25 protein-coding genes and 1 pseudogene are annotated in these 22,010 nt (G+C 74.5%); 10 read left to right on the forward strand and 16 right to left on the reverse strand.

The window, feature by feature from the left end; translation table 11 throughout:
- Positions 1-52 precede the first annotated feature (52 nt).
- On the reverse strand, positions 53-1,729 hold the full coding sequence (locus OO48_RS04885) for a WXG100 family type VII secretion target (protein WP_033213048.1): 1,677 nt from the start codon (positions 1,727-1,729) through the stop codon (positions 53-55).
- Complete coding sequence (locus OO48_RS04890; protein ID WP_033213049.1) at positions 1,726-2,043, reverse strand: hypothetical protein; 318 nt, start codon at positions 2,041-2,043, stop codon at positions 1,726-1,728. The genes OO48_RS04885 and OO48_RS04890 overlap by 4 nt, the downstream gene beginning before the upstream one ends.
- A gap of 145 nt (positions 2,044-2,188) precedes the next feature.
- On the opposite strand from OO48_RS04890, the gene OO48_RS04895 reads away from it, so the two are divergent.
- The 3 genes from OO48_RS04895 to OO48_RS04905 all read left to right on the forward strand — a co-directional run bounded on the left by OO48_RS04895 (position 2,189) and on the right by OO48_RS04905 (position 4,207).
- Positions 2,189-2,704 (forward strand): septum formation family protein, encoded by a 516-nt coding sequence (locus OO48_RS04895; protein WP_033213050.1) that lies wholly within the window; start codon positions 2,189-2,191, stop codon positions 2,702-2,704.
- 17 nt (positions 2,705-2,721) lie between these two features.
- Positions 2,722-3,366 carry a TIGR03085 family metal-binding protein gene (locus OO48_RS04900; protein ID WP_033213051.1) on the forward strand — a complete coding sequence of 215 codons (645 nt, stop codon included), beginning with the start codon at positions 2,722-2,724 and terminating at the stop codon, positions 3,364-3,366.
- Positions 3,367-3,448: 82 nt separating this feature from the next.
- A complete protein-coding gene (locus OO48_RS04905) occupies positions 3,449-4,207 on the forward strand; it encodes a VOC family protein (RefSeq protein WP_051731738.1) in 759 nt (252 codons plus the stop codon).
- Between the two features lie 20 nt (positions 4,208-4,227).
- On the opposite strand, the gene hisF is transcribed toward OO48_RS04905, so the two are convergent.
- From hisF to hisD, 8 genes are read right to left on the reverse strand one after another with little or no spacing between them, the layout of a single operon-like run.
- Positions 4,228-4,998, reverse strand: coding sequence for an imidazole glycerol phosphate synthase subunit HisF (hisF, locus tag OO48_RS04910; RefSeq protein WP_033213053.1), 771 nt, complete (start codon positions 4,996-4,998; stop codon positions 4,228-4,230).
- Complete coding sequence (locus OO48_RS04915; RefSeq protein ID WP_033213054.1) at positions 4,995-5,429, reverse strand: RidA family protein; 435 nt, start codon at positions 5,427-5,429, stop codon at positions 4,995-4,997. Before OO48_RS04915 ends, hisF begins: the two co-directional genes overlap by 4 nt.
- Positions 5,426-6,154: a bifunctional 1-(5-phosphoribosyl)-5-((5-phosphoribosylamino)methylideneamino)imidazole-4-carboxamide isomerase/phosphoribosylanthranilate isomerase PriA gene (priA, locus tag OO48_RS04920; protein ID WP_033213056.1), complete on the reverse strand. Its 729-nt coding sequence runs from the start codon at positions 6,152-6,154 to the stop codon at positions 5,426-5,428. The genes OO48_RS04915 and priA overlap by 4 nt, the downstream gene beginning before the upstream one ends.
- A 32-nt stretch (positions 6,155-6,186) precedes the next feature.
- Entirely contained in the window at positions 6,187-6,822 is a 636-nt protein-coding gene (gene hisH, locus OO48_RS04925; protein WP_033213057.1) for an imidazole glycerol phosphate synthase subunit HisH, read from the reverse strand.
- Between the two features lie 11 nt (positions 6,823-6,833).
- A complete protein-coding gene (locus OO48_RS38800; RefSeq protein ID WP_033213058.1) occupies positions 6,834-6,977 on the reverse strand; it encodes a hypothetical protein in 144 nt (47 codons plus the stop codon).
- Complete coding sequence (gene hisB, locus OO48_RS04935) at positions 6,977-7,570, reverse strand: imidazoleglycerol-phosphate dehydratase HisB (protein ID WP_033213059.1); 594 nt, start codon at positions 7,568-7,570, stop codon at positions 6,977-6,979. The genes OO48_RS38800 and hisB overlap by 1 nt, the downstream gene beginning before the upstream one ends.
- A gap of 5 nt (positions 7,571-7,575) precedes the next feature.
- Complete coding sequence (locus OO48_RS04940) at positions 7,576-8,676, reverse strand: histidinol-phosphate transaminase (RefSeq protein ID WP_033213061.1); 1,101 nt, start codon at positions 8,674-8,676, stop codon at positions 7,576-7,578.
- Complete coding sequence (hisD, locus tag OO48_RS04945; RefSeq protein ID WP_033213062.1) at positions 8,673-9,980, reverse strand: histidinol dehydrogenase; 1,308 nt, start codon at positions 9,978-9,980, stop codon at positions 8,673-8,675. Before hisD ends, OO48_RS04940 begins: the two co-directional genes overlap by 4 nt.
- A 94-nt stretch (positions 9,981-10,074) precedes the next feature.
- Between hisD and OO48_RS04950 the strand changes: the two genes are divergently transcribed.
- The 3 genes from OO48_RS04950 to ybaK all read left to right on the forward strand — a co-directional run bounded on the left by OO48_RS04950 (position 10,075) and on the right by ybaK (position 13,089).
- A complete protein-coding gene (locus OO48_RS04950; protein ID WP_033213064.1) occupies positions 10,075-11,721 on the forward strand; it encodes a hypothetical protein in 1,647 nt (548 codons plus the stop codon).
- A 61-nt stretch (positions 11,722-11,782) separates the two neighbouring features.
- The gene (locus OO48_RS04955) at positions 11,783-12,511 is read left to right on the forward strand and encodes an LON peptidase substrate-binding domain-containing protein (RefSeq protein WP_033213065.1); all 729 of its coding nucleotides are present in this window, start codon (positions 11,783-11,785) and stop codon (positions 12,509-12,511) included.
- 86 nt (positions 12,512-12,597) lie between these two features.
- Positions 12,598-13,089: a Cys-tRNA(Pro) deacylase gene (ybaK, locus tag OO48_RS04960; protein WP_033213066.1), complete on the forward strand. Its 492-nt coding sequence runs from the start codon at positions 12,598-12,600 to the stop codon at positions 13,087-13,089.
- Positions 13,090-13,112: 23 nt separating this feature from the next.
- Here the strand turns inward: ybaK and OO48_RS35690 are convergent, their stop codons facing one another.
- From OO48_RS35690 to OO48_RS04980, 4 genes are all read right to left on the reverse strand, one after another.
- Complete coding sequence (locus OO48_RS35690) at positions 13,113-13,889, reverse strand: hypothetical protein (protein ID WP_063830611.1); 777 nt, start codon at positions 13,887-13,889, stop codon at positions 13,113-13,115.
- A gap of 83 nt (positions 13,890-13,972) precedes the next feature.
- The gene (locus OO48_RS04970; protein ID WP_033213067.1) at positions 13,973-14,767 is read right to left on the reverse strand and encodes an ABC transporter permease; all 795 of its coding nucleotides are present in this window, start codon (positions 14,765-14,767) and stop codon (positions 13,973-13,975) included.
- Positions 14,764-15,729: an ABC transporter ATP-binding protein gene (locus OO48_RS04975; protein ID WP_033213068.1), complete on the reverse strand. Its 966-nt coding sequence runs from the start codon at positions 15,727-15,729 to the stop codon at positions 14,764-14,766. The genes OO48_RS04970 and OO48_RS04975 overlap by 4 nt, the downstream gene beginning before the upstream one ends.
- Positions 15,730-15,795: 66 nt before the next feature.
- The gene (locus OO48_RS04980; RefSeq protein ID WP_033213069.1) at positions 15,796-17,043 is read right to left on the reverse strand and encodes an NYN domain-containing protein; all 1,248 of its coding nucleotides are present in this window, start codon (positions 17,041-17,043) and stop codon (positions 15,796-15,798) included.
- 156 nt (positions 17,044-17,199) lie between these two features.
- On the opposite strand from OO48_RS04980, the gene OO48_RS40940 reads away from it, so the two are divergent.
- Positions 17,200-17,979 carry a hypothetical protein gene (locus OO48_RS40940; protein WP_157845380.1) on the forward strand — a complete coding sequence of 260 codons (780 nt, stop codon included), beginning with the start codon at positions 17,200-17,202 and terminating at the stop codon, positions 17,977-17,979.
- A gap of 25 nt (positions 17,980-18,004) precedes the next feature.
- On the opposite strand, the pseudogene OO48_RS35955 reads toward OO48_RS40940, so the two are convergent.
- A pseudogene (locus OO48_RS35955) lies at positions 18,005-18,895 on the reverse strand (aspartate-semialdehyde dehydrogenase); the annotation flags it as partial.
- A 169-nt stretch (positions 18,896-19,064) separates the two neighbouring features.
- The gene (locus OO48_RS05000; RefSeq protein ID WP_033213128.1) at positions 19,065-19,892 is read right to left on the reverse strand and encodes a dihydrodipicolinate synthase family protein; all 828 of its coding nucleotides are present in this window, start codon (positions 19,890-19,892) and stop codon (positions 19,065-19,067) included.
- A gap of 71 nt (positions 19,893-19,963) precedes the next feature.
- Here OO48_RS05000 and OO48_RS05005 point away from each other — a divergent pair, with 71 nt between their 5' ends.
- The 3 genes from OO48_RS05005 to OO48_RS05015 all read left to right on the forward strand — a co-directional run bounded on the left by OO48_RS05005 (position 19,964) and on the right by OO48_RS05015 (position 21,965).
- Positions 19,964-20,848, forward strand: a complete 885-nt coding sequence (locus tag OO48_RS05005) for a LysR family transcriptional regulator (RefSeq protein ID WP_033213076.1) — start codon at positions 19,964-19,966, stop codon at positions 20,846-20,848.
- Positions 20,849-20,892: 44 nt separating this feature from the next.
- Positions 20,893-21,342 carry a type II toxin-antitoxin system PemK/MazF family toxin gene (locus OO48_RS05010; RefSeq protein WP_033213078.1) on the forward strand — a complete coding sequence of 150 codons (450 nt, stop codon included), beginning with the start codon at positions 20,893-20,895 and terminating at the stop codon, positions 21,340-21,342.
- 101 nt (positions 21,343-21,443) lie between these two features.
- A complete protein-coding gene (locus OO48_RS05015) occupies positions 21,444-21,965 on the forward strand; it encodes an RDD family protein (RefSeq protein ID WP_033213079.1) in 522 nt (173 codons plus the stop codon).
- Positions 21,966-22,010 lie beyond the last annotated feature (45 nt).

The following is a 22,010-nucleotide window of genomic DNA, read 5'->3' on the forward strand; positions in this document are numbered from 1 at the left end:
CTGCGCCCGGACACCCCGAACGACGTCTGGGCCCGGCGGCCCGGCCGGGTGCTCAGCCGAACGCCGTCCGGATCCGCGAGCGGTCCACCCGGTAGGGGTCCGGCTCCTGTTCCAGCCCGATGTCGTTCAGGAACTCCTGCTTGATCGCGTCCTGGTTGGTGTCGCTCTTCCAGGCGTCCCGGGCGGCCCCGAGCGCCGTCTTCCCGGCCGCCTTGAGGTCGCCCTTGACGGTGCCGTCGCCGCGCTCGATCCCGCCGCGCTCGTCCTCGTCGATGCCCAACCCCTCCTTGAGCCGGTCCTCCCCCCAGGAGGTGGCCTTCTGGGTGACCTTCTCGTCGAGCTTCTGGGCGATCCGGGCGGCCCTGCTCTCGCCCTCCTCCAGCTTGCGGAGGTTGTCGAAGGTCGTCTCGACCGTCTTCATCTTCTCCATCACGTTGCGGACGTCGTTGAGGTTCCGGGTCGCCTTCACCGCCCGCCCCATCTCCTGCAGCGCCTTCAGCAACTCCTCCAGCGCCTTCGCCAGCTTGGTCGACACCCGGCCCACCCGAGCGACGAAGACGCCGATCTCCGCCTCGTCGAGCAGCGCGCCGACCAGCGCGGCCGCGCCGAAGGTGACGACCGAGAGCACCGCCTCCGCGGCCAGCGACACGATCAGCGACTCGATCGCCTCGGTGATGATGTCGATCACCATGCCCTCGGCCATCGCGCACTCCTGCGCCGCCGAGTTGATGATCTGCGCGGTCTGCATCATCTCCTCGGCGGTCTGGTCGAGCGCGTTCGCGACCTCGCCCATGTGACCGCCGAACGCGTCGCTCGCCGACCCCAACCAGCTCTCCGCCACCGGCGCCACGCCCGAGCGCAGCTCCGCCGCCACCGACCGCACCGCGGCCGCCTGGGCCTGCCACTCCATCGTGGCGTTGTTCAGCTCGTCCAGCTTGCCGGTGACCTTCTCCAGCGCGTCCAGCAGCCCGGACGCCTCCAGCGCCTGCACCACCAGGTCGTCGAGCGCCCCGCTCAGGCCGCCCCGGGACTGGTGCCGCGCCTCCTCCAACTGCTGCATCTTCTGCTCGACCTGCGCGTGGGCCCACGCGTACGCCTCGCTGCGGCCCTTCGGCAGCGCGGCCCCCGGTGCCCCGACCAACCCCGGCTGCACGTAGGCGGGCTGGGTGCTCCAGCCCGCCGCCGCCGACCCCGGCTGGGTGGGGGCCCGGTCGTCGAGGCCGTTCAACTGGTCCGCCGGGGCCGGCCGCACGCCCTCCCCGTCGCTCTGGAACGCCCCCGCCAGCAGCGGGGTCGGCTCCTCGGCGGGCCCGAACACCTGCTCCGCGGCCCAGTCGCCGACCTTGCCGCCGAAGTTCCCGGCCGCGTCGGTGGCGGCGTTCCGGGCCGCCTCCCGCGCGCCGCCCAGCATCCCGCCGAACCAGCTCGTCCGGTCCGCGCCCTCCGGCTCCGCCGACGCGTCGCCCCCGTCCTCAGCGGGGTGCCGGGCGGCCGGGTGCGGGGTCTGCTGCGGAGCCGCCGGCCGGGTCGAACCGGTGCGGATCTCCTCCGGGCGGCCCACCGTCGGCGCTGGCGCCGCCCCGCCGCGGTCGGGACGCGGCGCCTGCTCCGGCTGCCTCGGCCGGGCGAGGGCTTCGCGCGGGTCGGTCACGGTCGGCCGCTGCTGCTGCCTGCCCGACGAGCCGCCGCCGCTCCTCGTGGTGCCGCCGCTCCTCGTGGTGCCGCTCATCGGTTGCCGCCCCCCATGGTGCCGACCACGTAGTCCTCGTGGTCGGTGTAGTTCCGCGACACCCCCGCCAGCCCCTGCGAACTGCCGTCCACCGCACTGCCGATCAGCCCGACGTTCTCGCGGCTGGCCACGGCGTGCTCCTGGTACGCGGACGCCAGGTTCTGGGCGTTCGGCAGGTGGCCGAACGCGTCCGACGAGATGGTGATCGCGGCAGTGGCCTCCGCGATCCGGCCCAACTGCTCAGCCTGCTCGGCCAGCAGCGACGAGTACCGGTCGAGCGCACTGGGCTCGACCTGAAACCCGCTGTCCCCCATGGCAGTTACCTCTCTGCGACATCCCTCTGACAGGCGGGTCATCCTACTGATCAGCATGCAAAGGATGAGCAAACCAATGTCCGAAAAGGACTGACGTGGCAGCTGTTGTGCCCTCAGAATGGCGGTGGATCCCGGGGGGGTTGGCATGAGTGGACGACAGAAGGCGTTCCTGGCGGGCCTGGTGGCCGCGCTCGTCGTCGTGGCGGCGGCGGTGCTGCTGCTGTGGCCCGACCCGGAGCAGCCGGCCGCGGCGCCGCCCCCGCCGAGCCCCTCCCCCAGCCCGACCCCGAGCCCCAGCCCGTCGAAGACGTACCCGTACCCGTTCTACCCGCCGGGCACGTGCCTGCTGATGCCGTGGATGAGCGAGGTGAAGGACAGCACCGTCGTTCCGTGCGACCAGCCGCACGACGCCGAGACCACCGCCACCGTCGTGATGCCCGACGGCCTGACCGACGACCGTTCGATCAACAAGGCCCTGTTGGACCTCTGCACCCCTTCGCTGCTGGGCGTGCAGAAACAGCGGGGCGGCCTGGACCTGTACAACAACAGCCCGATCGTTCCTCTGACGAAGTACTACCAGCAGGGTTACCGGGATGCCAGCTGCACCGTGACGGTCAGCAACCAGCAGCCGGAACGCAAGCTGACCGCCCCGCTGCACTGACCCCGTACGCTGGGCGCATGGTGAGTCTTGCGCAGGGTGAACGGGCCCGGTTGAGTCGGTTGTTGGCGGCGGCGGGGCCGGAGGGTGCGACGTTGTGCGAGGGGTGGGTGACGCGGGACTTGGTGGCGCACCTGGTGGTGCGGGAGGGGCGGCCGGACGCGGCGGCGGGGATCCGGGTGGGGGCGCTGGCGGGGTGGACGGAGCGGGTGCAGGGGAAGGTGGCGGAGCGGGGGTACGAGGGATTGGTGAAGTCGTTCCGGTCGGGGCCGCCGGCGTGGTCGCCGTTCAACCTGCCGGGGGTGGACGGGGCGGCGAACCTGGTGGAGTTCTTCGTGCACGCGGAGGACGTCCGGCGGGCGGTGCCGTTCGAACCGGAGCCGGTGGGGGCGGAGTTGGCGGAGGCGCTGTGGCGGCGGGTGCCGGCGGTGGCGCGGTTCGGTGACGCGAAGGCGCCGGTCTCGTTGCGGCTGGTGCACCCGGACGGCCGGGAGGTCTCGGTGCGCCGGCGGGGGACGCCGGTGGTGACCGTGCGCGGGGAGCCGGGCGAGTTGGTGCTGTTCCTGTACGGGCGGGGCGCGCGGACGTCGGTGGCGGCGGAGGGCGTGCCGGAGGCGGTGGAGACGCTGGCGCACGTGCTGCCGCTGCCGGCCGCGGGGGCCTGACGGCGCGGCCGGTCCGTTCCCGCTCCGCCGGTGTGCCAGCCTGGCCCCAGGCCCCTCCCCGCACCCTCAGGAGCACACCGTGGTGAGCAGCGACTTCCGGCCGGGTTCGCCGAACTGGATCGGTCTGGGCAGCCCGGACCTCGCCGAGTCCGGGCTGTTCTACGGCTCGGTGTTCGGCTGGACGCTGGACCGGCCGGGCCCGAACGGCTACGCCTTCTTCCGCAGCGGGGGCCGGACGGTGGCGGGCACCGGCCCGCTGACGGAGGTGGAGGCGCTGCCCGCCTGGACGGTGTACTTCGCCGCGGCGGACGCGGCCGGTGCCGCGGCGGCGGTGGGGCGTTCCGGCGGCACGGTCCGCGTCCCGCCCACCGAGGTGCCGGGGCAGGGCCGGTTCGCGCAGCTGACCGATCCGGTGGGCGGCCGGTTCGCGGTGTGGCAGGGCGGCGGGACGGCCGGGCTGGAGGCGGTGGGCGGGCCGGGCGAGCTGTGCTGGGCGGAGCTGCGCACCTCGGACGTGCCGAGGACGCTGCGGTTCTACCGGGGCCTGTTCGACTGGCGGACCGGGGAGTCGGACGTGCCGGGAGCGGAGTACACGGTGCTGCGCCCGGCGGACGGCGGGGAGGAGTTCGGCGGCGTCGCGGGGGTGCACCCGCGGGTGGACGCGGGCTGGCTGGTGCACTTCGCGGTGGCGGACGCGCTGCTGACCACCGACGAGGTGCGCCGTCTCGGCGGGAGCGTCGTGGTGCCGCCGGAGCGGGTGCCGGGGGTGGGCCGGACCGCGGTGCTGGCGGACCCGTTCGGCGCCCAGTTCGCGCTGCTGGAGCCGGAACCCCGCCGGTAGCGGCGGGGTCCCGGCGGGACTCAGCGGACGGGGTGCCCGGTGGCCCGGAGTTCGTCCTTGACCTGGCCGATGGTCAGGTCGCCGAAGTGGAAGACGCTGGCGGCGAGGACGGCGTCGGCGCCGGCGTCGACCGCGGGGGCGAAGTCGGCGAGCTTGCCGGCGCCGCCGGAGGCGATGACCGGGATGGAGACGGCCTCGCGGGCGGCCCGGATCATCTCCAGGTCGTAGCCGTCCTTGGTGCCGTCGGCGTCCATCGAGTTGAGCAGGATCTCGCCGGCGCCGAGTTCGGCGGCGCGCACCGCCCACTCGACGGCGTCGAGGCCGGTGCCGCGGCGGCCGCCGTGGGTGGTGACCTCGAAGCCGGAGGCGGTCTCGGTGCCCTCGGGGCAGCGGCGGGCGTCGACCGAGAGGACGAGGACCTGGCGGCCGAACCGCCGGGCGATCTCGCGGATCAGTTCGGGGCGGGCGATGGCGGCGGTGTTGACGCCGACCTTGTCGGCGCCGGCCCGCAGCAGCTTGTCGACGTCCTCGGTGGCGCGGACGCCGCCGCCGACGGTGAGCGGGATGAAGACCTGCTCGGCGGTGCGGCGGACCACGTCGTAGGTGGTCTCCCGGGAGCCGGAGGAGGCGGTGATGTCGAGGAAGGTCAACTCGTCGGCGCCCTGGGCGTCGTAGAGCTTGGCGAGTTCGACCGGGTCGCCGGCGTCGCGCAGGTTCTGGAAGTTGACGCCCTTGACGACGCGTCCGGCGTCCACGTCCAGGCAGGGGATGACGCGTACTGCGAGTGTCACTGCGGGGTGCCTTCCAAAGTGCGGGCCAGGCCGGGCCGGTGGGCCTCGACCTCGACCTCGACCATCATCCGGGAGTCGGTCAGGCCCTGGACGACCACCATGGTGGTGGCCGGGCGGACCTCGTCGAAGAGTTCCTTGTGCGCGCGGCCGACCTCGTCGCGGTCCCGGACGTGGGTGAGGTACATCCGGGTGCGGACCACGTCGGCGGCGGTGAGTCCGTAGTGGTCGAGCGCGCCGAGGGCCGTCCGGAAGGCGGCCAGCGCCTGCTCGTACGGATCGCCCTCGGCGGCGGCGTCGCTGTCGTCGAGGGCGGTGCAGCCCGAGACCAGGACGAAGTCCCCGGCCACCACCGCCCGGGAGAATCCGTACTGGTCCTCGTAGGGGGACCGGTCGGACGGGCGGGCGGCGGTGGTCGGGGTCTCGTCGGTCATCGGGACACAGCCTCCAAGGCTTCCTCAAGGGTGAACTTCTGCTCGTAGAGCGCCTTCCCCACGATCGAGCCCTCGACGCCCTCCGGCACCAGGGTGGCGATGGCGCGCAGGTCGTCGAGGGACGACACGCCGCCGGAGGCGACGACGGGCCTGTCGGTGGCGGCGCAGACGTCGCGCAGCAGCTGGAGGTTGGGGCCGGTCAGGGTGCCGTCGCGGTTGACGTCGGTGACCACGTAGCGGGCGCAGCCCTCGGCGTCGAGGCGGGCCAGCACGTCGTAGAGCTGGCCGCCGTCGCGGGTCCAGCCGCGGCCGCGCAGGGTGGTGCCGACCACGTCGAGGCCGACGGCGATCTTGTCGCCGTGCTCGGCGATGACCTTGGCGACCCACTCGGGGCTCTCCAGGGCGGCGGTGCCGAGGTTGACCCGGGTGCAGCCGGTGGCGAGGGCGGCGGCGAGCGACTCGTCGTCGCGGATGCCGCCGGACAGCTCGACCTTGATGTCGAGGCGGCCGGTGACCTCGCGGAGCAGCTCGCGGTTGCTGCCGGTGCCGAAGGCGGCGTCGAGGTCGACCAGGTGCAGCCACTCGGCGCCGGCGTTCTGCCAGGCGAGGGCGGCGGCGAGCGGCTCGCCGAAGGAGGTCTCGGTGCCGGAGGCGCCCTTGACCAGGCGGACCGCCTGGCCGTCGCGGACGTCGACGGCGGGCAGCAGTTCGAGGCGGTTGGTCATGGTGTGGAGGACTCTCAGTCGTCGGAGGGGCGTCAGAGGGTGTCGACCCAGTTGGTCAGCAGGGCTGCGCCGGCGTCGCCGGACTTCTCGGGGTGGAACTGGGTGGCCCACAGCGGGCCGTTCTCCACGGCGGCGACGAAGGGCTGCCCGTGGGTGGCCCAGGTGACCTTGGGGGCGCGGATCTTCTCGGAGTGGGTCTCCAGCACCCAGTGCCGCACGCCGTAGGAGTGCACGAAGTAGAACCGGGTGTCGGCGTCCATCCCGGCGAACATCCGGGTGTCCTCGGGGGCGTCGACGGTGTTCCAGCCCATGTGCGGGACGATCGGCGCGTCCAGCGGCTCGACCGTGCCGGGCCACTCGTCGCAGCCGGCGGTCTCGACGCCGTGCTCGACGCCCTTCTCGAAGAGGATCTGCATGCCGACGCAGATGCCGAGCACCGGGCGGCCGCCGGCCAGCCGGCGGCCGATGACCTGCTCGCCGCGCACCGCCTTCAGGCCGCGCATGCACGCCTCGAAGGCGCCGACGCCGGGCACCAGCAGCCCGTCGGCGTCCAGCGCCCGCTGGAAGTCCGAGGTGACGGTGACGGTGGCGCCGGTGCGCTCGACCGCGCGCTGGGCGGAGCGCAGGTTGCCGGAGCCGTAGTCCAGCACCACGACGTTCTTGGACATCGGTGGGTCTCCTAGAGGCGCATGATGCCGGCGGCCAGGCACATGGCCGAGGCGAAGCCGAGGACGAGGATGACGCCCTTGGGCAGCTTCTGCTTCCAGAACGACCAGACGCCGCCCGCGAAGAAGAGCCCGAGGATGATGAACAGGGTGGCCATCAGAGCGCGCCCTTGGTGGAGGGGAGGATCCCCTCGGCGCGCGGGTCGCGCTCGGAGGCGTAGCGCAGCGCCCGGGCGAGCGCCTTGAACTGGCACTCGACGATGTGGTGGGCGTTGCGGCCGTACGGCACGTGCACGTGCAGGGCGACCTGGGCCTGCGCCACGAAGGACTCCAGGATGTGCCGGGTCATCGTGGTGTCGTACGAGCCGATCATCGGCGCCATGTTCTCGGGCTCGGTGTGCACCAGGTACGGCCGGCCGGAGAGGTCGACGGTGACCTGGGCGAGCGACTCGTCCAGCGGGACGGTGCAGTTGCCGAACCGGTAGATGCCGACCTTGTCGCCGAGCGCCTGCCGGAAGGCGGCGCCGAGCGCGAGGGCGGTGTCCTCGATGGTGTGGTGGGTGTCGATGTGCAGGTCGCCCTCGGTCTTGACGGTGAGGTCGAAGAGGCCGTGGCGGCCGAGCTGGTCGAGCATGTGGTCGTAGAACCCGACGCCCGTGGAGACGTCCGTCCTGCCGGTTCCGTCGAGGTCGATCTCGACCAGGACGGAGGTCTCCTTGGTGGTGCGTTCGACGCGGCCGATGCGGGACATGCGGGTCACAGCTCCTTGCTCACGGTTGAGACGGCGCTCAGGAAGGCGTCGTTCTCGGCGGGGGTGCCGGCGGTGACGCGCAGCCAGCCGGGGACGCCGTTGTCGCGGATCAGCACGCCCTGGTCGAGGATCGCCCGCCACACCGCGTGGGTGTCGGCGAAGCGGCCGAACTGGATGAAGTTGGCGTCGGACTCGGTGACCTCGAAGCCCAGCTCGCGCAGCCCGAGCACCACCCGGTCGCGCTCGGCCTTGAGCCGGTCGACGTAGCCGAGCAGGGTGTCGGTGTGCTCCAGGCAGGCCAGCGCGGTGGCCTGGGTGACGGCCGACAGGTGGTAGGGCAGCCGGACCAGCTGCACCGCGTCCACCACGGCGGGGTCGGCGGCGAGGTAGCCCAGCCGCAGGCCGGCCGCGCCGAACGCCTTGGACATGGTGCGGCTGATCACCAGGTTGGGGCGGCCGGCCAGCAGCGGCAGCAGCGAGGCGCGGTGCGAGAACTCGACGTACGCCTCGTCGACGACGATCATGCTGGGCCCGGCGGCCTGCGCGGCCTCGTACAGGGCGAGCACGGTGTCGGCCTCGACGGCGGTGCCGGTCGGGTTGTTCGGCGAGCAGACGAACACCACGTCCGGGCGAAGCTCGGCGATGGCGGTGCGGGCCGCGTCCAGGTCGATGGTGAAGTCGGCGTTGCGGGGGCCGGAGACCCAGCCGGTGCCGGTGCCGCGGGCGATCAGGGCGTGCATCGAGTACGAGGGCTCGAAGCCGATCGCGGTGCGGCCGGGCCCGCCGAAGGTCTGCAGCAGCTGCTGGAGCACCTCGTTGGAGCCGTTGGCGGCCCACACCTGCTCGGTGCCGACGGCGAAGCCGGTGGTGTCGCCGAGGTACTTCGCCAGGCCGGTGCGCAGCTCGACCGCGTCCCGGTCCGGGTAGCGGTTGAGGTGGCGGGCGGCCTCGGCGACCCGCTCGGCGATCCGGGCCACCAGCGGCTCGGGCAGCGGGTACGGGTTCTCGTTGGTGTTGAGCTGGACGGGAACGTCCAACTGCGGTGCGCCGTACGGGGACTGGCCACGCAGCTCGTCCCGGATGGGGAGGTCGTCGATCTTCGTCACGCGCCGGGAACCGTCCAGTCGAATCGAGCCTTGATGGCGTCGCCGTGGCCGGGCAGGTCCTCGGCCGCGGACAGGTTGACCACGTGCGCGGCGACGCCGGCCAGCGCCTCGCGGTCGTACTCGACGACCTGGACGCCGCGCAGGAAGGTCTGCACGGACAGGCCGGAGGAGTGGCAGGCGCAGCCGCCGGTGGGCAGCACGTGGTTGGAGCCGGCCGCGTAGTCGCCCAGCGAGACCGGGGTGTAGCGGCCGAGGAAGATCGCGCCCGCGTTGCGGACCCGCTCGGAGACGGCGTGCGGCTCGGCGGTCTGGATCTCCAGGTGCTCGGCGGCGTAGGCGTTGACCACGGCGAGGCCCTGCTCCAGGTCGTCGACCAGGATGATGCCGGACTGCGGGCCGCCGAGCGCCTCGGCCACCCGCTCGCCGTGCTTGGTGCGGGCGACCTGCGCCTTCAGCTCGGCCTCCACCGCGTCGGCCAGCAGGGGCGAGGCGGTGACCAGCACCGAACCGGAGGTCGGGCCGTGCTCGGCCTGGCTGATCAGGTCGGCGGCGACCTCCGCGGCGTCGGCGGTGTCGTCGGCGAGCACCATGATCTCGGTCGGGCCGGCCTCCGAGTCGATGCCGATCCGGCCCGCGAACAGGCGCTTGGCGGCGGCGACGTAGATGTTGCCGGGGCCGGTGACCAGGTTGACCGGGGCGCACTCCTCGGTGCCGAGGGCGAACATCGCCACCGCCTGGGCGCCGCCGACCGCGTAGACCTCGTCCACGCCGAGCAGCGCGCAGGCGGCCAGGATGGTCGGGTGGACGCGGCCGCCGAAGGCCTTCTGCGGCGGCGAGGTGACGGCGATGCCGGCCACCCCGGCCTCCTGGGCGGGCACCACGTTCATCACCACGGAGGACGGGTAGACCGCGAGGCCGCCGGGCACGTACAGGCCGACCCGGTCGACCGGCACCCAGCGCTGGGTGACGGTGCCGCCGGGCACCACCCGGGTGGTGTGGCCGACCCGGCGCTGGTCGGAGTGGACGGCGCGGGCGCGGCGGATCGACTCCTCCAGCGCGGCGCGGACCTCCGGGTCCAGTCGCTCCAGCGCCTCGGCGATCTGCTCGGCCGGGACGCGGGTGGACTCCAGCCGGACGCCGTCGAAGCGCTCGGTGATCTCGATCAGCGCCGCGACACCGCGATGGCGCACGTCCTCCGCGATCGGCCGGACCTTCTCCAGGGCGGCTTCGACGTCGAACTCGGCACGGGGCAGCACGTCGCGCGGGTCCGTGGAGGAGCCGCGGAGGTCGATTCGAGAGATCACAGGCCCAAGTGTAAGGAGTGGCGAAAAGCGACAGCCCGGCATTTCAGTCCGTGATACGAAGGGTGAGACGAAACCAAGATCATCGGGGGATGCGGTGGAGCAGGCACCGGAGGACTGGACCGACACCGAGCGCGGCCTGTGGGACGCCTTCCGGCACGGCGAGGTGTACGACCTGCGGGCCGGGAGCGGCCCCGTCGACCTCCTGCTGCCCGCCCCCGCCGGGCAGGCCGTCCGCCCCGGGGACGAGGGGCACGGCCCGGACGACCCGTTCGCCGCCGGGGCGTGGGGTCCGGAGCGCACCGTCCGCGCCGAGGTGATCGCCCGGCTGCTGCTGCACGGCCCGGAGGCCGCCCCCGGCAAGGTCGCCGCGCTCAAGCTCACCGGCGCCCGGATCACCGGCGAGTTCACCCTGGCGGGTGGCCGGATCGGCTGCTACGTCGAGTTCCAGCTCTGTCGCTTCGAACGCAAGCTGCTGCTCTCCGAGGCCACCGCCGGCACCCTGCGGATCGTCTCCTGCGCCCTGCCCCGGCTGGAGGCGTCCCGGCTGGCCACCGAGGGCGACGTGCACCTGGCCCGCTGCGGCATACCCCGTGGCGTCCGCCTCACCGACGCCCGGATCGGCACCGACCTGCTGCTCAACCAGTCCGCGATCGGCCCCGACGCGTACGGGCGGGCGGTCTCCGCGGACGGGATCGCGATCAACCAGGACTGCGAGGCCGAACGCCTCGACGTGCTGGGCGAGACGAGCCTGCGCTCGGCCCGGATCGGTGGTCGGCTGGCGCTCCGCGGTGGCACTCTGCGGGCTGTCGCCGGCAATCCCTACGCGCTCAACGCCGCCAAGGTCACCATCGGTCACACCCTCTACCTGTCCGCCTCCGAGGACAGCACCTGGGCCGGATCGCGCACCGTCTACGGCGCCGGGTACGGCGAGCCCACCGGCATCGCGCGGGGCACGTCCAGTCAGACCCCGTTCCGCTCCTGGGGCCGCATCCGGCTCTCCGACGGCCGCTTCGAGAACGCCTGCCTGATCACCGGTGCCGAGATCCACCTCGGCGAGGGGGAGGAGCTCGCGCTCAGCCGGATCCAGACCCCCGAGCTCCGCTTCACCTGCGACACCCCGCCCACCGGCCCGGTCAGCCTCAGCCGGGCCCGGATCGGCAACCTGGTCGACTCCCCCGCCGCCTGGCCCACCGAGCACCACGTCTCGCTCACCGGCTTCAGCTACGAGTCGCTCCGCCCCACCGTCCCCTTCCCGCTGGAGCGCCGGATCGCCTGGGTCGACTCCGGCCGGGAGTTCCGCCCCGAGGCGTACGAGCAGCTCGCCGCCGCCCTGCGCCGCGACGGCGCCGACGAGGACGCCCGCACCGTCCTGTACGCCAAGCAGCGCCGCCGCCGGCGCACCCTGCCGCTGCCCGGCCGACTCTGGGGCCGCCTCCAGGACGCCGCCGTCGGCTACGGCTACCGGCCCGGCCGGGCCGCCGCCTGGCTGGTCCTCGCCTGGGTGCTCGGCACCGCGTACTTCGCCGCGCACCGGCCCGCCCCGATCAAGGCCGACGAGCACGTGGTGTGGAACCCCGCCCTGTACGCGGCCGGGAAGGTCCTCCCGCTGATCGACCTCGGCCAGAACGGCTGGGACCCGGGCCCCACCGGCCAGTGGGTCGCCACCGCCCTCGTGCTGACCGGCTGGGTGCTCGCCACCACCGCCGTCGCGGGCGTCACCAGGCTGCTCCAGCGCGGCTGACGCCCCCGACGGCGAACAACTACGGCGCGGCGGCGGCCCACCGGCAACTACGCTGTCCGCCGTGACTGATCGGCTCCCGCTCTTCCCGCTCAACACGGTCCTGTACCCGGGCCTGGTGATGCCCCTGCACGTCTTCGAGGAGCGCTACCGCCACCTGGTCGCCGACCTGCAGAAGCTGCCCGAGGACGAGCCGCGCCGCTTCGGCGTGGTCGCCGTCAAGGACGGCCGGGAGACCGCGCCCGTCCGCGAACTCGACGGCCCGGCAGGCCCGTTGGAGGGCATCGGCGCCCCCGGCGACGACCCGCTGGAGGCGTTCTACCCGGTCGGCTGCGTCGCCGACGTCGCCTCCGTCCGGGAGCAGCCGGAGGGCCGCTACGAACTGCTCGTCACCGGCACCACCCGGTTCCGGCTGCGCGCCCTGGACGCCACCGGCCCCTACCTGGTCGGCGAGGTCTCCGTGCTGCCCGAGGAACCCGGCGAGGGCTCCGGCGCGCTCGCCGCGGGCGTCGAGCGCGCCTTCCGCACCTACCAGAAGCGCCTGGCCGGGGCCCGCGAGGCCACGATCAGCGGCGAACCCGAGCTCCCCGACGACCCGCAGGTGCTCTCCTACCTGGTCGCCGCCGCCACCTCGCTGCCCACCAAGGTCAAGCAGGAACTCCTCGCCTGCTCCGACACCGCCCAGCGGCTCACCCGCGAACTCGCCCTGCTCCGCCACGAGAGCGCCGTCCTCGCGAAACTGCCCTCGCTGCCCGCCGTCGATCTCACCCGCCAGGCGTTCAGCCCCAACTGAGAACCCCGACCGAGAACCCCGGCTGAGAACCCCGACCAAGAACCCCCAGCTGAGAGCCCCACCGAGGAGCACGGAGGACCACTCCCTTGGCCAAGAAGAAGACCGCCGGCGGCACCCCCGCCACCGTCGCGCTCGACGCCGCCGGCGTCCCGTTCACCCTGCACGAGTACGCCCACGACCCGGCCGCCGCCTCCTACGGCGCCGAGGCCGCCGAGGCCATGGGCGTCTCCCCCGGCCGGGTCCTCAAGACGCTGCTGGCCGAGGCCGACGGCGCGCTCGCCGTCGCCGTCGTCCCGGTCTCCGGCCAGCTCGACCTGAAGGCGCTGGCCGCCGCGCTCGGCACCAAGCGCGCCGCGATGGCCGACCCGGCCGCCGCCGAACGCTCCACCGGCTACGTGGTCGGCGGCATCTCCCCGCTCGGCCAGCGCCGGAAGCTGCGCACCGTCGTCGACTCCGGCGCCCTCGACCACCCCACCGTCTTCGTCTCGGCCGGCAAGCGCGGCGCCGAGGTCGAACTCGCCCCGGCCGACCTGGTCCGCCTCACCGCCGCGCTCACGGCCCCCATCGCCAGGGACTGACCCGTCCCGGGGCCCGCGGCGCCCTACCCGGCCGGGGGCTCCTGGTCCGGCTTCCGGAGGCCCACCTGTTCCTGGCCCTGCTCCTGGCCCTGCTCCGGCCCGGCCTGCTCCGGCCTCTGCAACGACGGCCCCTGCACCGGCGCCTGCACCGGCCCCTGCGTCGGCCCCTGCATCTGCGCCGGCCCCGGGGTGGCCCAGTACGGGGGCCGGTCGGGCTCGCGCTTGCCGAAGGTCGCGGAGAGGAACAGCAGCAGGATCATGGCCGTCATCGGCCAGACCATCAGCGCCCCCTTCGCGGTGAGTTCGAGCGGCCCGTCGAAGGTCCCGCCGTTGCCGACGGCGAGCGCGTGGGCCCGCAGGTCGGTGGTGGCGCCCAGGTGGGTGCCGAGCTGCCAGGCGATGACCGAGCCGAGCAGGCCGCCCGCGGCGAGGCCGACGGCGACGGCGATGCCGCCGCTGCGGGCCCTGGTCCACAGGAAGGCGCCCAGCGAGGTGAGCAGCCCGAAGCCGAGGCCGAGCAGCGAGAAGACGCCGACCGCGCCGATCAGCTCCTCGCCCTCCGGGTCCCGGTACAGGATGTGGTTGTCCTGGACGGCGTAGCCGACCCGCGGCGCGAGCCAGAGCCAGAGCAGCCCGAGGACCACGCCGAGGACCGCCCCGGCACCGGTGATGACCGCCCCGATCCGGAGCTCGGGGCCGAGCGGCGGCCGCTGCGCGGGGGCGGGCGGCTGCGGCGGGAAGACCGGGGCGTAGGGGTCCGGCCCGGGCGTGCTGCCCGCGGGTGTGTTCGGTACGGTCACGGGCCCATCGTTTCATGGACGGCCACGGAGCTGTCGATCTCCCGTCGGCAACGGATCCGGCCCCCGCCCCGACGGGCCCCGGGTCACCTCGCCGCGCGCCGGTAGGCCCAGGTGGCGAGGGTGAGCGAGACCAGGCCGACGGCGGCGCAGACGCCGAGGTCGATCAGGACGCGGGCCCAGTCGGGGTGCGGGGCGAAGGTGAGCGCGAAGGCGTCGACGCCGTAGCTGGAGGGGAGCAGGTCGCGCAGCCACTGGACCGGCTCGGGGAGCCGGGAGGCGGGCAGCACGCCCAGCAGCAGGGCGGCGGACATGCCGAGCTGGCCGGCCAGGGTGGCGAGTTCCTGCCGGGGGGCGAGCAGCCCGAGGGCCGCGCCGAGCCCGGCCAGGGCGGCGCCGGAGAGCGGGATGACGGCGAGCAGGATCCACAGCCGGGCGACCGGCAGTTCGAACATCCAGCTGCCGGTGCCCGCGGTGACGAAGACGCCCGGCACGGTGAAGGAGGCGTACGCGGCGGCGGTGCCGAGCACCACGGAGGCGGGCGGCACGGGCAGGGTCGCGTAGTGGTCGAGGCCGCCGGTGGCGCGCAGCTTGCCGAAGTACTGGGCGAGCAGGTTGAGCGCGACGAAGGCGACCACCAGGACGGCGGAGCCGGCCACCACGGCGTGCGCGGAGGGGTTGTCGCCGGGGTCGACGACGCCCCGCATCATCACCAGGATGCCGACGGACTGGAAGGTGGCGACGAACAGCAGCGGGATCCGGGAGACCTTGGCACGGGCCAGCTGGGCGCGGTAGACGGCGGCCAGGGCGGGCAGCAGCCGGGCGGCGGGGGCGAGCGGCGCGGGCGCGGTGGCGACGGCGGGGGCGTCGAGCAGGGTCATCGGGCGAGTCCTCCGGTCCGGCCGCCGAGGCGGAGGTAGGCGTCCTCCAGGGTGGGGGTGGCCAGGGTGAAGTCGTCGAGCGCGGCGAAGGCGGGGCCGGTGGTGACGGCGGCGACCAGTTCGCGGGCCTCGTCGGGGGTGGTGCGCAGGGTCCAGCGGCGGCCGGTGCGTTCGGCGCGGTCGGCGAGCGCGGCGACGGCGGGGACGCCCAGCGGGGCGTCGGTGCGCCAGACCAGGTCGAGCCGGACGTGGCCGTCGACCAGGGCCTTGAGGCCGCCCGGCGTGTCGCAGGCGATGACCTTGCCGGCGTCGATCACCGCGACCCGGTCGAGGACGGTCTCGGCCTCGATGACGTTGTGGGTGACCAGCAGCACGGTGGTGCCGTGTTCGGCGCGGCGGCGGTCGACGGCGCTCCAGACGGCACGGCGGGCGACCGGGTCCATGCCGGTGGTGGGCTCGTCCAGGACCAGCAGCGGGCGTTCGCCGATCAGGACGGCGGCGAAGCAGGCGAGGCGGCGCTGTCCGCCGGAGAGTTTGGCCAGCGGGCGGTGGGCGAGCGGTTCGAGGCCGAGTTCGGTGATCACCTCGGCGGTCCGGGCGCGGGCGGCGGCCCGGGACAGGCCGCGCAGCCGTCCGGTGGTCTCGGCGGCCAGGGCGACGGTGAGCTCGTCGAGGGCGGTGGACTCCTGGCCGAGGTAGCCGAGCAGCCGGGCGGCCCGTTCGGGGTGCCGGACGACGTCGTGGCCGAGCAGTTCGACGGAGCCGGCGTCGGGGCGGAGCAGGCCGGTGAGCTGGCGTACCAGGGTGGACTTGCCGGCGCCGTTGGGCCCGAGCAGGCCGAAGACCTCGCCGCGGTGGACGACGAGGTCGATGCCGTCGTTGGCCCTGACCTCGGTGCCGCCCGTCCGGTAGGTCTTGACCAGGCCGCTGACCGTGCAGCAGCTCTGCGGTGCCTTGCTCACGACGGAAGACTCTACGCGCCGTAAGGGGCGTTCCGGACACGCGGGGTGCGGGAGTCGGCCGGGGCGTCAGCTGTCCTCCGCCGCCTCCCGGGGCTGCCGGGTGTCGGGGACGCGGGCCGCGAGCTCCTTCCAGAAGCCCTCCCGGATCGCGTACCTGTCCTGTTCGTCGATCTGGTCCTCCTTGTGCGCGAGCAGCCCGAACCGGGCGGCGTAGCGGAGGAGTTCGCCGTCCAGGCGGTGCGGGATGCGCGGGTGGTCGGTCCACAGCAGCCCGGGGCGCTCGGCGGCGGGGAGGCGGTCGAGCCAGCGGCGGGCGAAGACCTGGCCGACCTCCTGCGGGTCGCCGCCGACGCTGGTGATGTCCTCCTCGCGGTCGGCCCAGCGCTGGGCGGAGGTGGTGATCCGGTCCAGGGTGGGCAGGGCGTCGGCGGCGGTGGCGGTGTCGGCCCGGTCGACCCAGCCGCGGTCGGAGGACCAGCGCAGCACCGGGCCGGCGGTGGCGGCGGGGACGGCGGGGGGCGGGCCGGGGACGGCCCGGCCGGCCAGGTCCTTGGGGGTGGGGATGACCCGCAGCGGGGCGCTGCGGGCGGGGGCCGCGGCGGCGGCGACCGCGGCAGCGGCGGCGGCGGGCGCGGGCACCAGCGGGACGGGACGGGGCCGGGGCGCGGTGGCGGGCAGTACGGCGGCGGGCAGCACCGCGACGGGCGGCAGGGCGACGGGCGGCAGCGACCGCGGGGCGGGTTCGGCGGCAGGCTCGGCGTGGGCCTCCTTGGGGCGGGCCCAGCGTTCGATCCACCGCCGGTCGAGCACCCGGCGCTCGTCGGCCTCGCCGACCAGTTCCTCGGACTGGTTGAAGTCGCCGTCCGCGGCCTCCAGCGCCCACAGGTGCACCGCCACTCCGTGCTCCTTGGCGGAGGCGACGCCGGGCAGCAGGTCTCCGTCGCCGGTGACCAGCACCACGTCGGCGCAGGCGTGGTTGCGGGCGAGTTCGCTGAGTTCGGCGTGCATCGCCGCGTCCACGCCCTTCTGCACCCAGCGGCCCTCGGCCCTGGTGAGCGCGCCCAGCCGGACGGTGACCCGGGGCAGCACCCGCAGCCTGCGGTGCTCGGGGGCGGGGCGGCGGTCGACGGCCGCGTCGAACCAGTAGATCCGCAGCAGCGGCAGGCCGGTCTCGGCCTCGGCGCGTTCGCGCAGCGCGCCGATCAGCACCTGGTGGTCGACGGTGATCCGGGAGCGGCCGGGATCCCCGGCGAGCAGACTGGCGGCCGCGCCCAGCAGGTAGCCCGCATCGACCAGGACGACGCAGCGGTCCATCTCCGGCACCTCCTCCTCGGCCCGGCCCCGGCGGTGGGGCGCCGCCCGACGGCCCGGCGACCGTTGGGCACACCTTTACCCTCCGTTCGCCCGCCGAACCGCGCCGCGTTCCGGGCGTCCGACCCTGGATACTGGGTCACCGTGCGGAGGAGTGCGGTGGCGTTGTGCACGGTGGCGGCGGTCGGGGCGGCCGCCGTCGTGCTGGTGCCCGCGACCGCGCCGGAGTCCTCCAGCGGGGACACCGCGCTGCTCTCGGTCTCGGTCGACGGCGGGCGGACGGTCGAACTGGGCCCGGCCGAGACGCGCACGGTGACGGTCGAGGTGACCGCCCGCGACGACTCGGGGATCCGCTCGGTCGACCCGGTCGGCCTGTGGGGGCCCAACTACGCCGCCCTGAAGGTCGGCCGGATGGTCTGCGCGCCGTTCGGCCCGGACGGGACGACGTCCCGCTGCACCGGCGAGGCGACCGTCGCGGCCACCGCCCGGGCGCTCTTCGACGACCAGGCCGGGAGCTGGTTCGTCGACCTGCGGATCCGCGCCAACGACGGCGACCGCTACCTGTCGAAGAACGCCGCCGGCTTCTCGCTCAAGCGCACCGCCCGGCTCGACCTGGCCTCCGCGGCCCCGGCCCGCGCGGCCGTCGGCGGGGCGGTCGCCGTCCGGGCCCGGCTGCTGCGCGCCGACTGGGACGACAACACCGAGATCCCGCAGCAGGGCGCCGTCGCCTACCTGCAGTTCCGCCCGGCCGGGGGCGACACCTGGACCACCCTCGCCGCCGCCACCGCGGACGCCCGAGGCACGCTGGCGCTGAACGTGCCGGCCCGGCTGTCGGGGACGTACCAGTGGTACGCGCCGGGCGACAAGTGGACGACGTCCGCGCTGTCGGAGCAGCTGCCGCTGGAGGTCGACGGGTCGGGCGCGCACCCGGGGCAGTGAGCCCCCGCACGCGGCACGGCGGGGCGCTCGGGTCCTGGCCGGCGGCCTGCAGCGGGGTCGGGATGTCGGTCAGCACCACGCCGGGGGCTCCGGTCAGCAGCTCGACGGCGCGCTCGGGGGCGAGCGGGCGGGCGAAGCGGGCGTTGACCTGCAGCGAGTGGCCGGTGAAGACCGGGACGCGCACGCAGGTGCCGGCGACCTTGAGCTCAGGGATGCCGAGGATCTTGCGGCTCTCGTGGCGGAGCTTCTGCTCCTCGTCGGTCTCGTTGCTGCCGTCGTCGACGATCGACCCGGCGAGCGGGACGACGTTGAACGCGATCGGGCGCTGGTAGACGCCGGGCGCCGGGTACTCGACGGCCGCGCCGTCGTGGACGAGCGCGGTGGCCCCGTCGACGACCTTGCGGGCCTGCTCGTGCAGCTCGGAGACGCCGGCCAGGCCGGAGCCGGAGACCGCCTGGTAGGTGGAGACCACCAGGGCGACCAGCTCGGACTCCTCGTGCAGCGGGCGCAGCACGGGCATCGCGGCCATGGTGGTGCAGTTCGGGTTGGCGATGATGCCCTTGGGGCGCTCGGCGATCGCGTCGGGGTTGACCTCGGCGACGACCAGCGGGACCTCGGGGTCGCGGCGCCAGGCGGAGGAGTTGTCGATGACGACGGCTCCGGCGGCGGCGACCTTGGGGGCGAGCGCCTTGGAGGTGGCGCCGCCCGCCGAGAAGATCACGATGTCCAGGCCGCTGTAGTCGGCCGTGGCGGCGTCCTCGACGGTGACCTCGGTGTCCTTCCAGGGCAGGGTGCGCCCCGCCGAGCGGGCCGAGGCGAACAGCCGCAGCTGCTCGACCGGGAAGTCCCGCTCCGCCAGGATCTCGCGGACCACGCCGCCGACCTGACCGGTGGCGCCTACGATGCCGATCCTCATCCGTCTCTCCTCCTGCTACCGGTTGGGCCGCTTGTCCCGGCCCATCATGCCTTGTCAGAACGGGTTTCGGCGGGGGCGTCCCAAAGCGTGAACGCTTGCCGTCCGGGGCGGCAATCCCTCCTGCGCGGGCCCTCCCCCGCCGGAAATCCTGCGCGCGTTCCGGTCCTTCTCAGGCGTGCGCGAGCAGCGGCAGCCGCACCGCGGGGGTGGGGATGCGCCCGGCGCGGTGCAGCAGCGCCTTGAGCGCGGTCGGGTTGGGACCGGCGAAGGCGGTGCGGGAGAGCCCGGCGAGTTCGGCGCCGAGCTTGCGGGCGAGCGCCGCGTCGCCGTCCTGCCAGGCCCGGTGCAGGGCGACGAAGCGGGCGGTCTCCAGGTGCGCGGAGGCCAGGATGCCGCCGTCGGCGCCGAGCGCGAGCAGCGGAGAGAGGAACAGGTCGTCACCGGCCAGGACGCCGCGCGGTCCGGCGGCCATCAGCGCGACCGTCTCCTCGTCGATGCCGCCGACCGCGTACTTGATCCCGGCCACTTCGGGCAGCGCGAGCAGTTCCAGCAGGGCGGCGGCGCCCAGCGGCTGCCCGGTGCGGTACGGGATGTGGTAGATCACCAGCGGCAGCGGGCTGTGCTCGGCGAGGGCCCGGAAGTGGGCGAGGACGCCGGCCTCGCCGGGGCGGACGAAGGCGGGGACGGCGACCAGCGCGGCGTCGGCCCGGCCGTCCAGCGCGGCGACCGCCTCGGCGGTGCGGGCGGTGCCGCCGTGCCCGGCGCCGACGGTGAGCACCGCGCCGTACGCGTCGGCGGCCCGGCGGCAGACCTCGATCACCGCGTCCTGTTCGGCGGCGGTCAGCGAGCCGGGTTCGCCGGTGGTGCCGAGGGCGACCAGGCCGGCCGCACCGGCCTCCAGGCTGTCGCGGGCGAGCCGCTCCAGGGCGTCGAGGGCGAGCGCGCCGTCGGCGGTGAAGGGGGTGACCAGCGGGACGTGGATGCCGTGGAGTTCCATGCGGGAAGCCTGCCGGGCGGTGACCGTGCAGGTCCAGTTCACATTTCCGATGGCTCTCGTAAGCTGGGCCGATGCTCGATGTGCGAAGGCTGCGGTTGCTGCGCGAACTGGCCCACCTGGGGACGATCGCGGCGGTCGCGGAGGCGTTGTCGTTCAGCCCCTCGGCGGTGTCCCAGCAGCTGTCGGTGCTGGAGCGGGAGGCGGGGGTGCCGCTGCTGGAGCGGACCGGGCGGCGGGTGGCGCTGACCCCGGCGGGGCGGAACCTGGTGCGGCACACCGAGGCGGTGCTGGAGCTGCTGGAGCGGGCGGACGCCGAGCTGGCGCACGCCCGGACGGGGCCGGCCGGGCCGCTGCGGATCGGCGCCTACCCGTCCGCGGTGCGCGCCCTGGTGCCCGTGGCGCTGGCCGAACTGGCCTCCCGGCACCCGGAGTTGGAGCCGATGGTGAGCGAGGTGGATCCGGCGGCGGTGGCCGGGGCGCTGCGCGCGGGCGAGCTGGACGTGGCGCTGGTGCACGAGTACGACCTGGTGCCGGGCGAGCCCGAGGAGGGGATCGCGCTGACCGGGCCGGTGTTCGCCGAGCCGCTGTACCTGGCGGCCCGCTCCGGGGGCACGCCGGCCGGGCACCGGGACAGCCCGTGGATCACCTCCCCGGTCGGCACGCTCTGCCACGCGATGGTCCAACGGGTGTGCCAGTCCGCCGGGTTCAGCCCGCGGGTGCGCCACCGGGTGGACGACTTCGCCGCGCAGCTGGCCCTGGTCGCGGCGGGCCAGGGGGTGGCGCTGGTCCCGCACCTGGGCATCGACCCCTGCCCGCCGGGCGTCGCGCTGACCCGGCTGCCGCTGTACCGGCGCACCCGCACCGCGTTCCGCTCGGGCGGCGCGGCCCACCCGGCGGTGGCGGCCTTCACGGCGGCCCTGCACGCGGCCGTCCCGGCCGGACTGCGCTCCGCCTGACGGCCGCCGACCCGGCGCTCCGGAGCGGCCGCTAGCCTTCCGCCATGCATCAGTTGAACGAGCAGCAGGAGCAGCCGGGCCGGTTCGGCCCGGACGCCACGGTGGAGGTCCGGGCCGAGGGCGTGGGCCCGGTGCGCACCGAGTACGCGCCGGACCACGACGGCGATCCGGACCCGGGCGAGATCGTCTGGACGTGGGTGCCGTACGAGGAGAACGACGGCCGGGGCAAGGACCGGCCGGTGCTGGTGGTGGCCCGGGAGCCGGGCGGGTCGCTGCTGACGGTGATGCTGTCCAGCAAGGGCCACGCCGACGACCGGGACTGGGTGCCGCTGGGCGCCGGCCCGTGGGACCGCAGCGGCCGGGACTCCTGGGTGGCGCTGGACCGGGTGTTCCGGGTGCGCGACGGCGGGATGCGCCGGGAGGCCTGCGCCCTGGACCGGGCCCGCTTCCAGCTGGTGGTGGACTCGCTGCGGCGCCGCTACCGCTGGAGTTGAGCCGGGCGCCGGGTAACGATTGTCCGATCACCGTTCCCGAATTCACCCGGGACCGGTACAACGACTCCAGGATTTCCGACAGTTGAGCTGGAGTCGCCCGCATGAGCAGCAGCACCCCTCCCGGCTACGACCCCTACGCCCCCCATCCGCAGGGCGGGACCCCCGCCTGGCTCGGCCCGACCCCGTCGCCCGGCGCGCAGCCCGCGCCGGGCACCCGGGCGCTGGCCGCGCCGCTGGACCGCTTCCTGGCCCGCCTGATCGACGGGGCGGTCCTCCTGGTGCCGCTCGTGGTGATCAGCCTGATCACGCAGGCGGGCTTCCTGTACTACGTGCTCGCCGCGGTGGTCCTCGTCGCCTACGACGGCGGCATGCTGCTGACCCAGCAGGGCCAGACCATCGGCAAGAAGGCCATGCGGCTGCGCGTGGTCAGCGCCGCCCACGGCGGCCGGCCGACCGACAACGAGCTGTGGACCAGGGCGGGCGTCTACGGCGGCCCGTTCCTGGTCCCGTACGTCGGCGGCCTGTTCATGCTGGTCAACGTCCTGTCCCAGCTGTGGGACAAGCCGCTCCAGCAGTGCTTCCACGACAAGGCCGCCAAGACCGTGGTGGTCAAGGAGGCCTGACCCGGCGGCCCGGAACGGGCGGCGCGGCCCCGGCGGAGCACACGC

The organism is Kitasatospora phosalacinea, from assembly GCF_000716545.1.
Lineage (GTDB): Bacteria > Actinomycetota > Actinomycetes > Streptomycetales > Streptomycetaceae > Kitasatospora > Kitasatospora phosalacinea.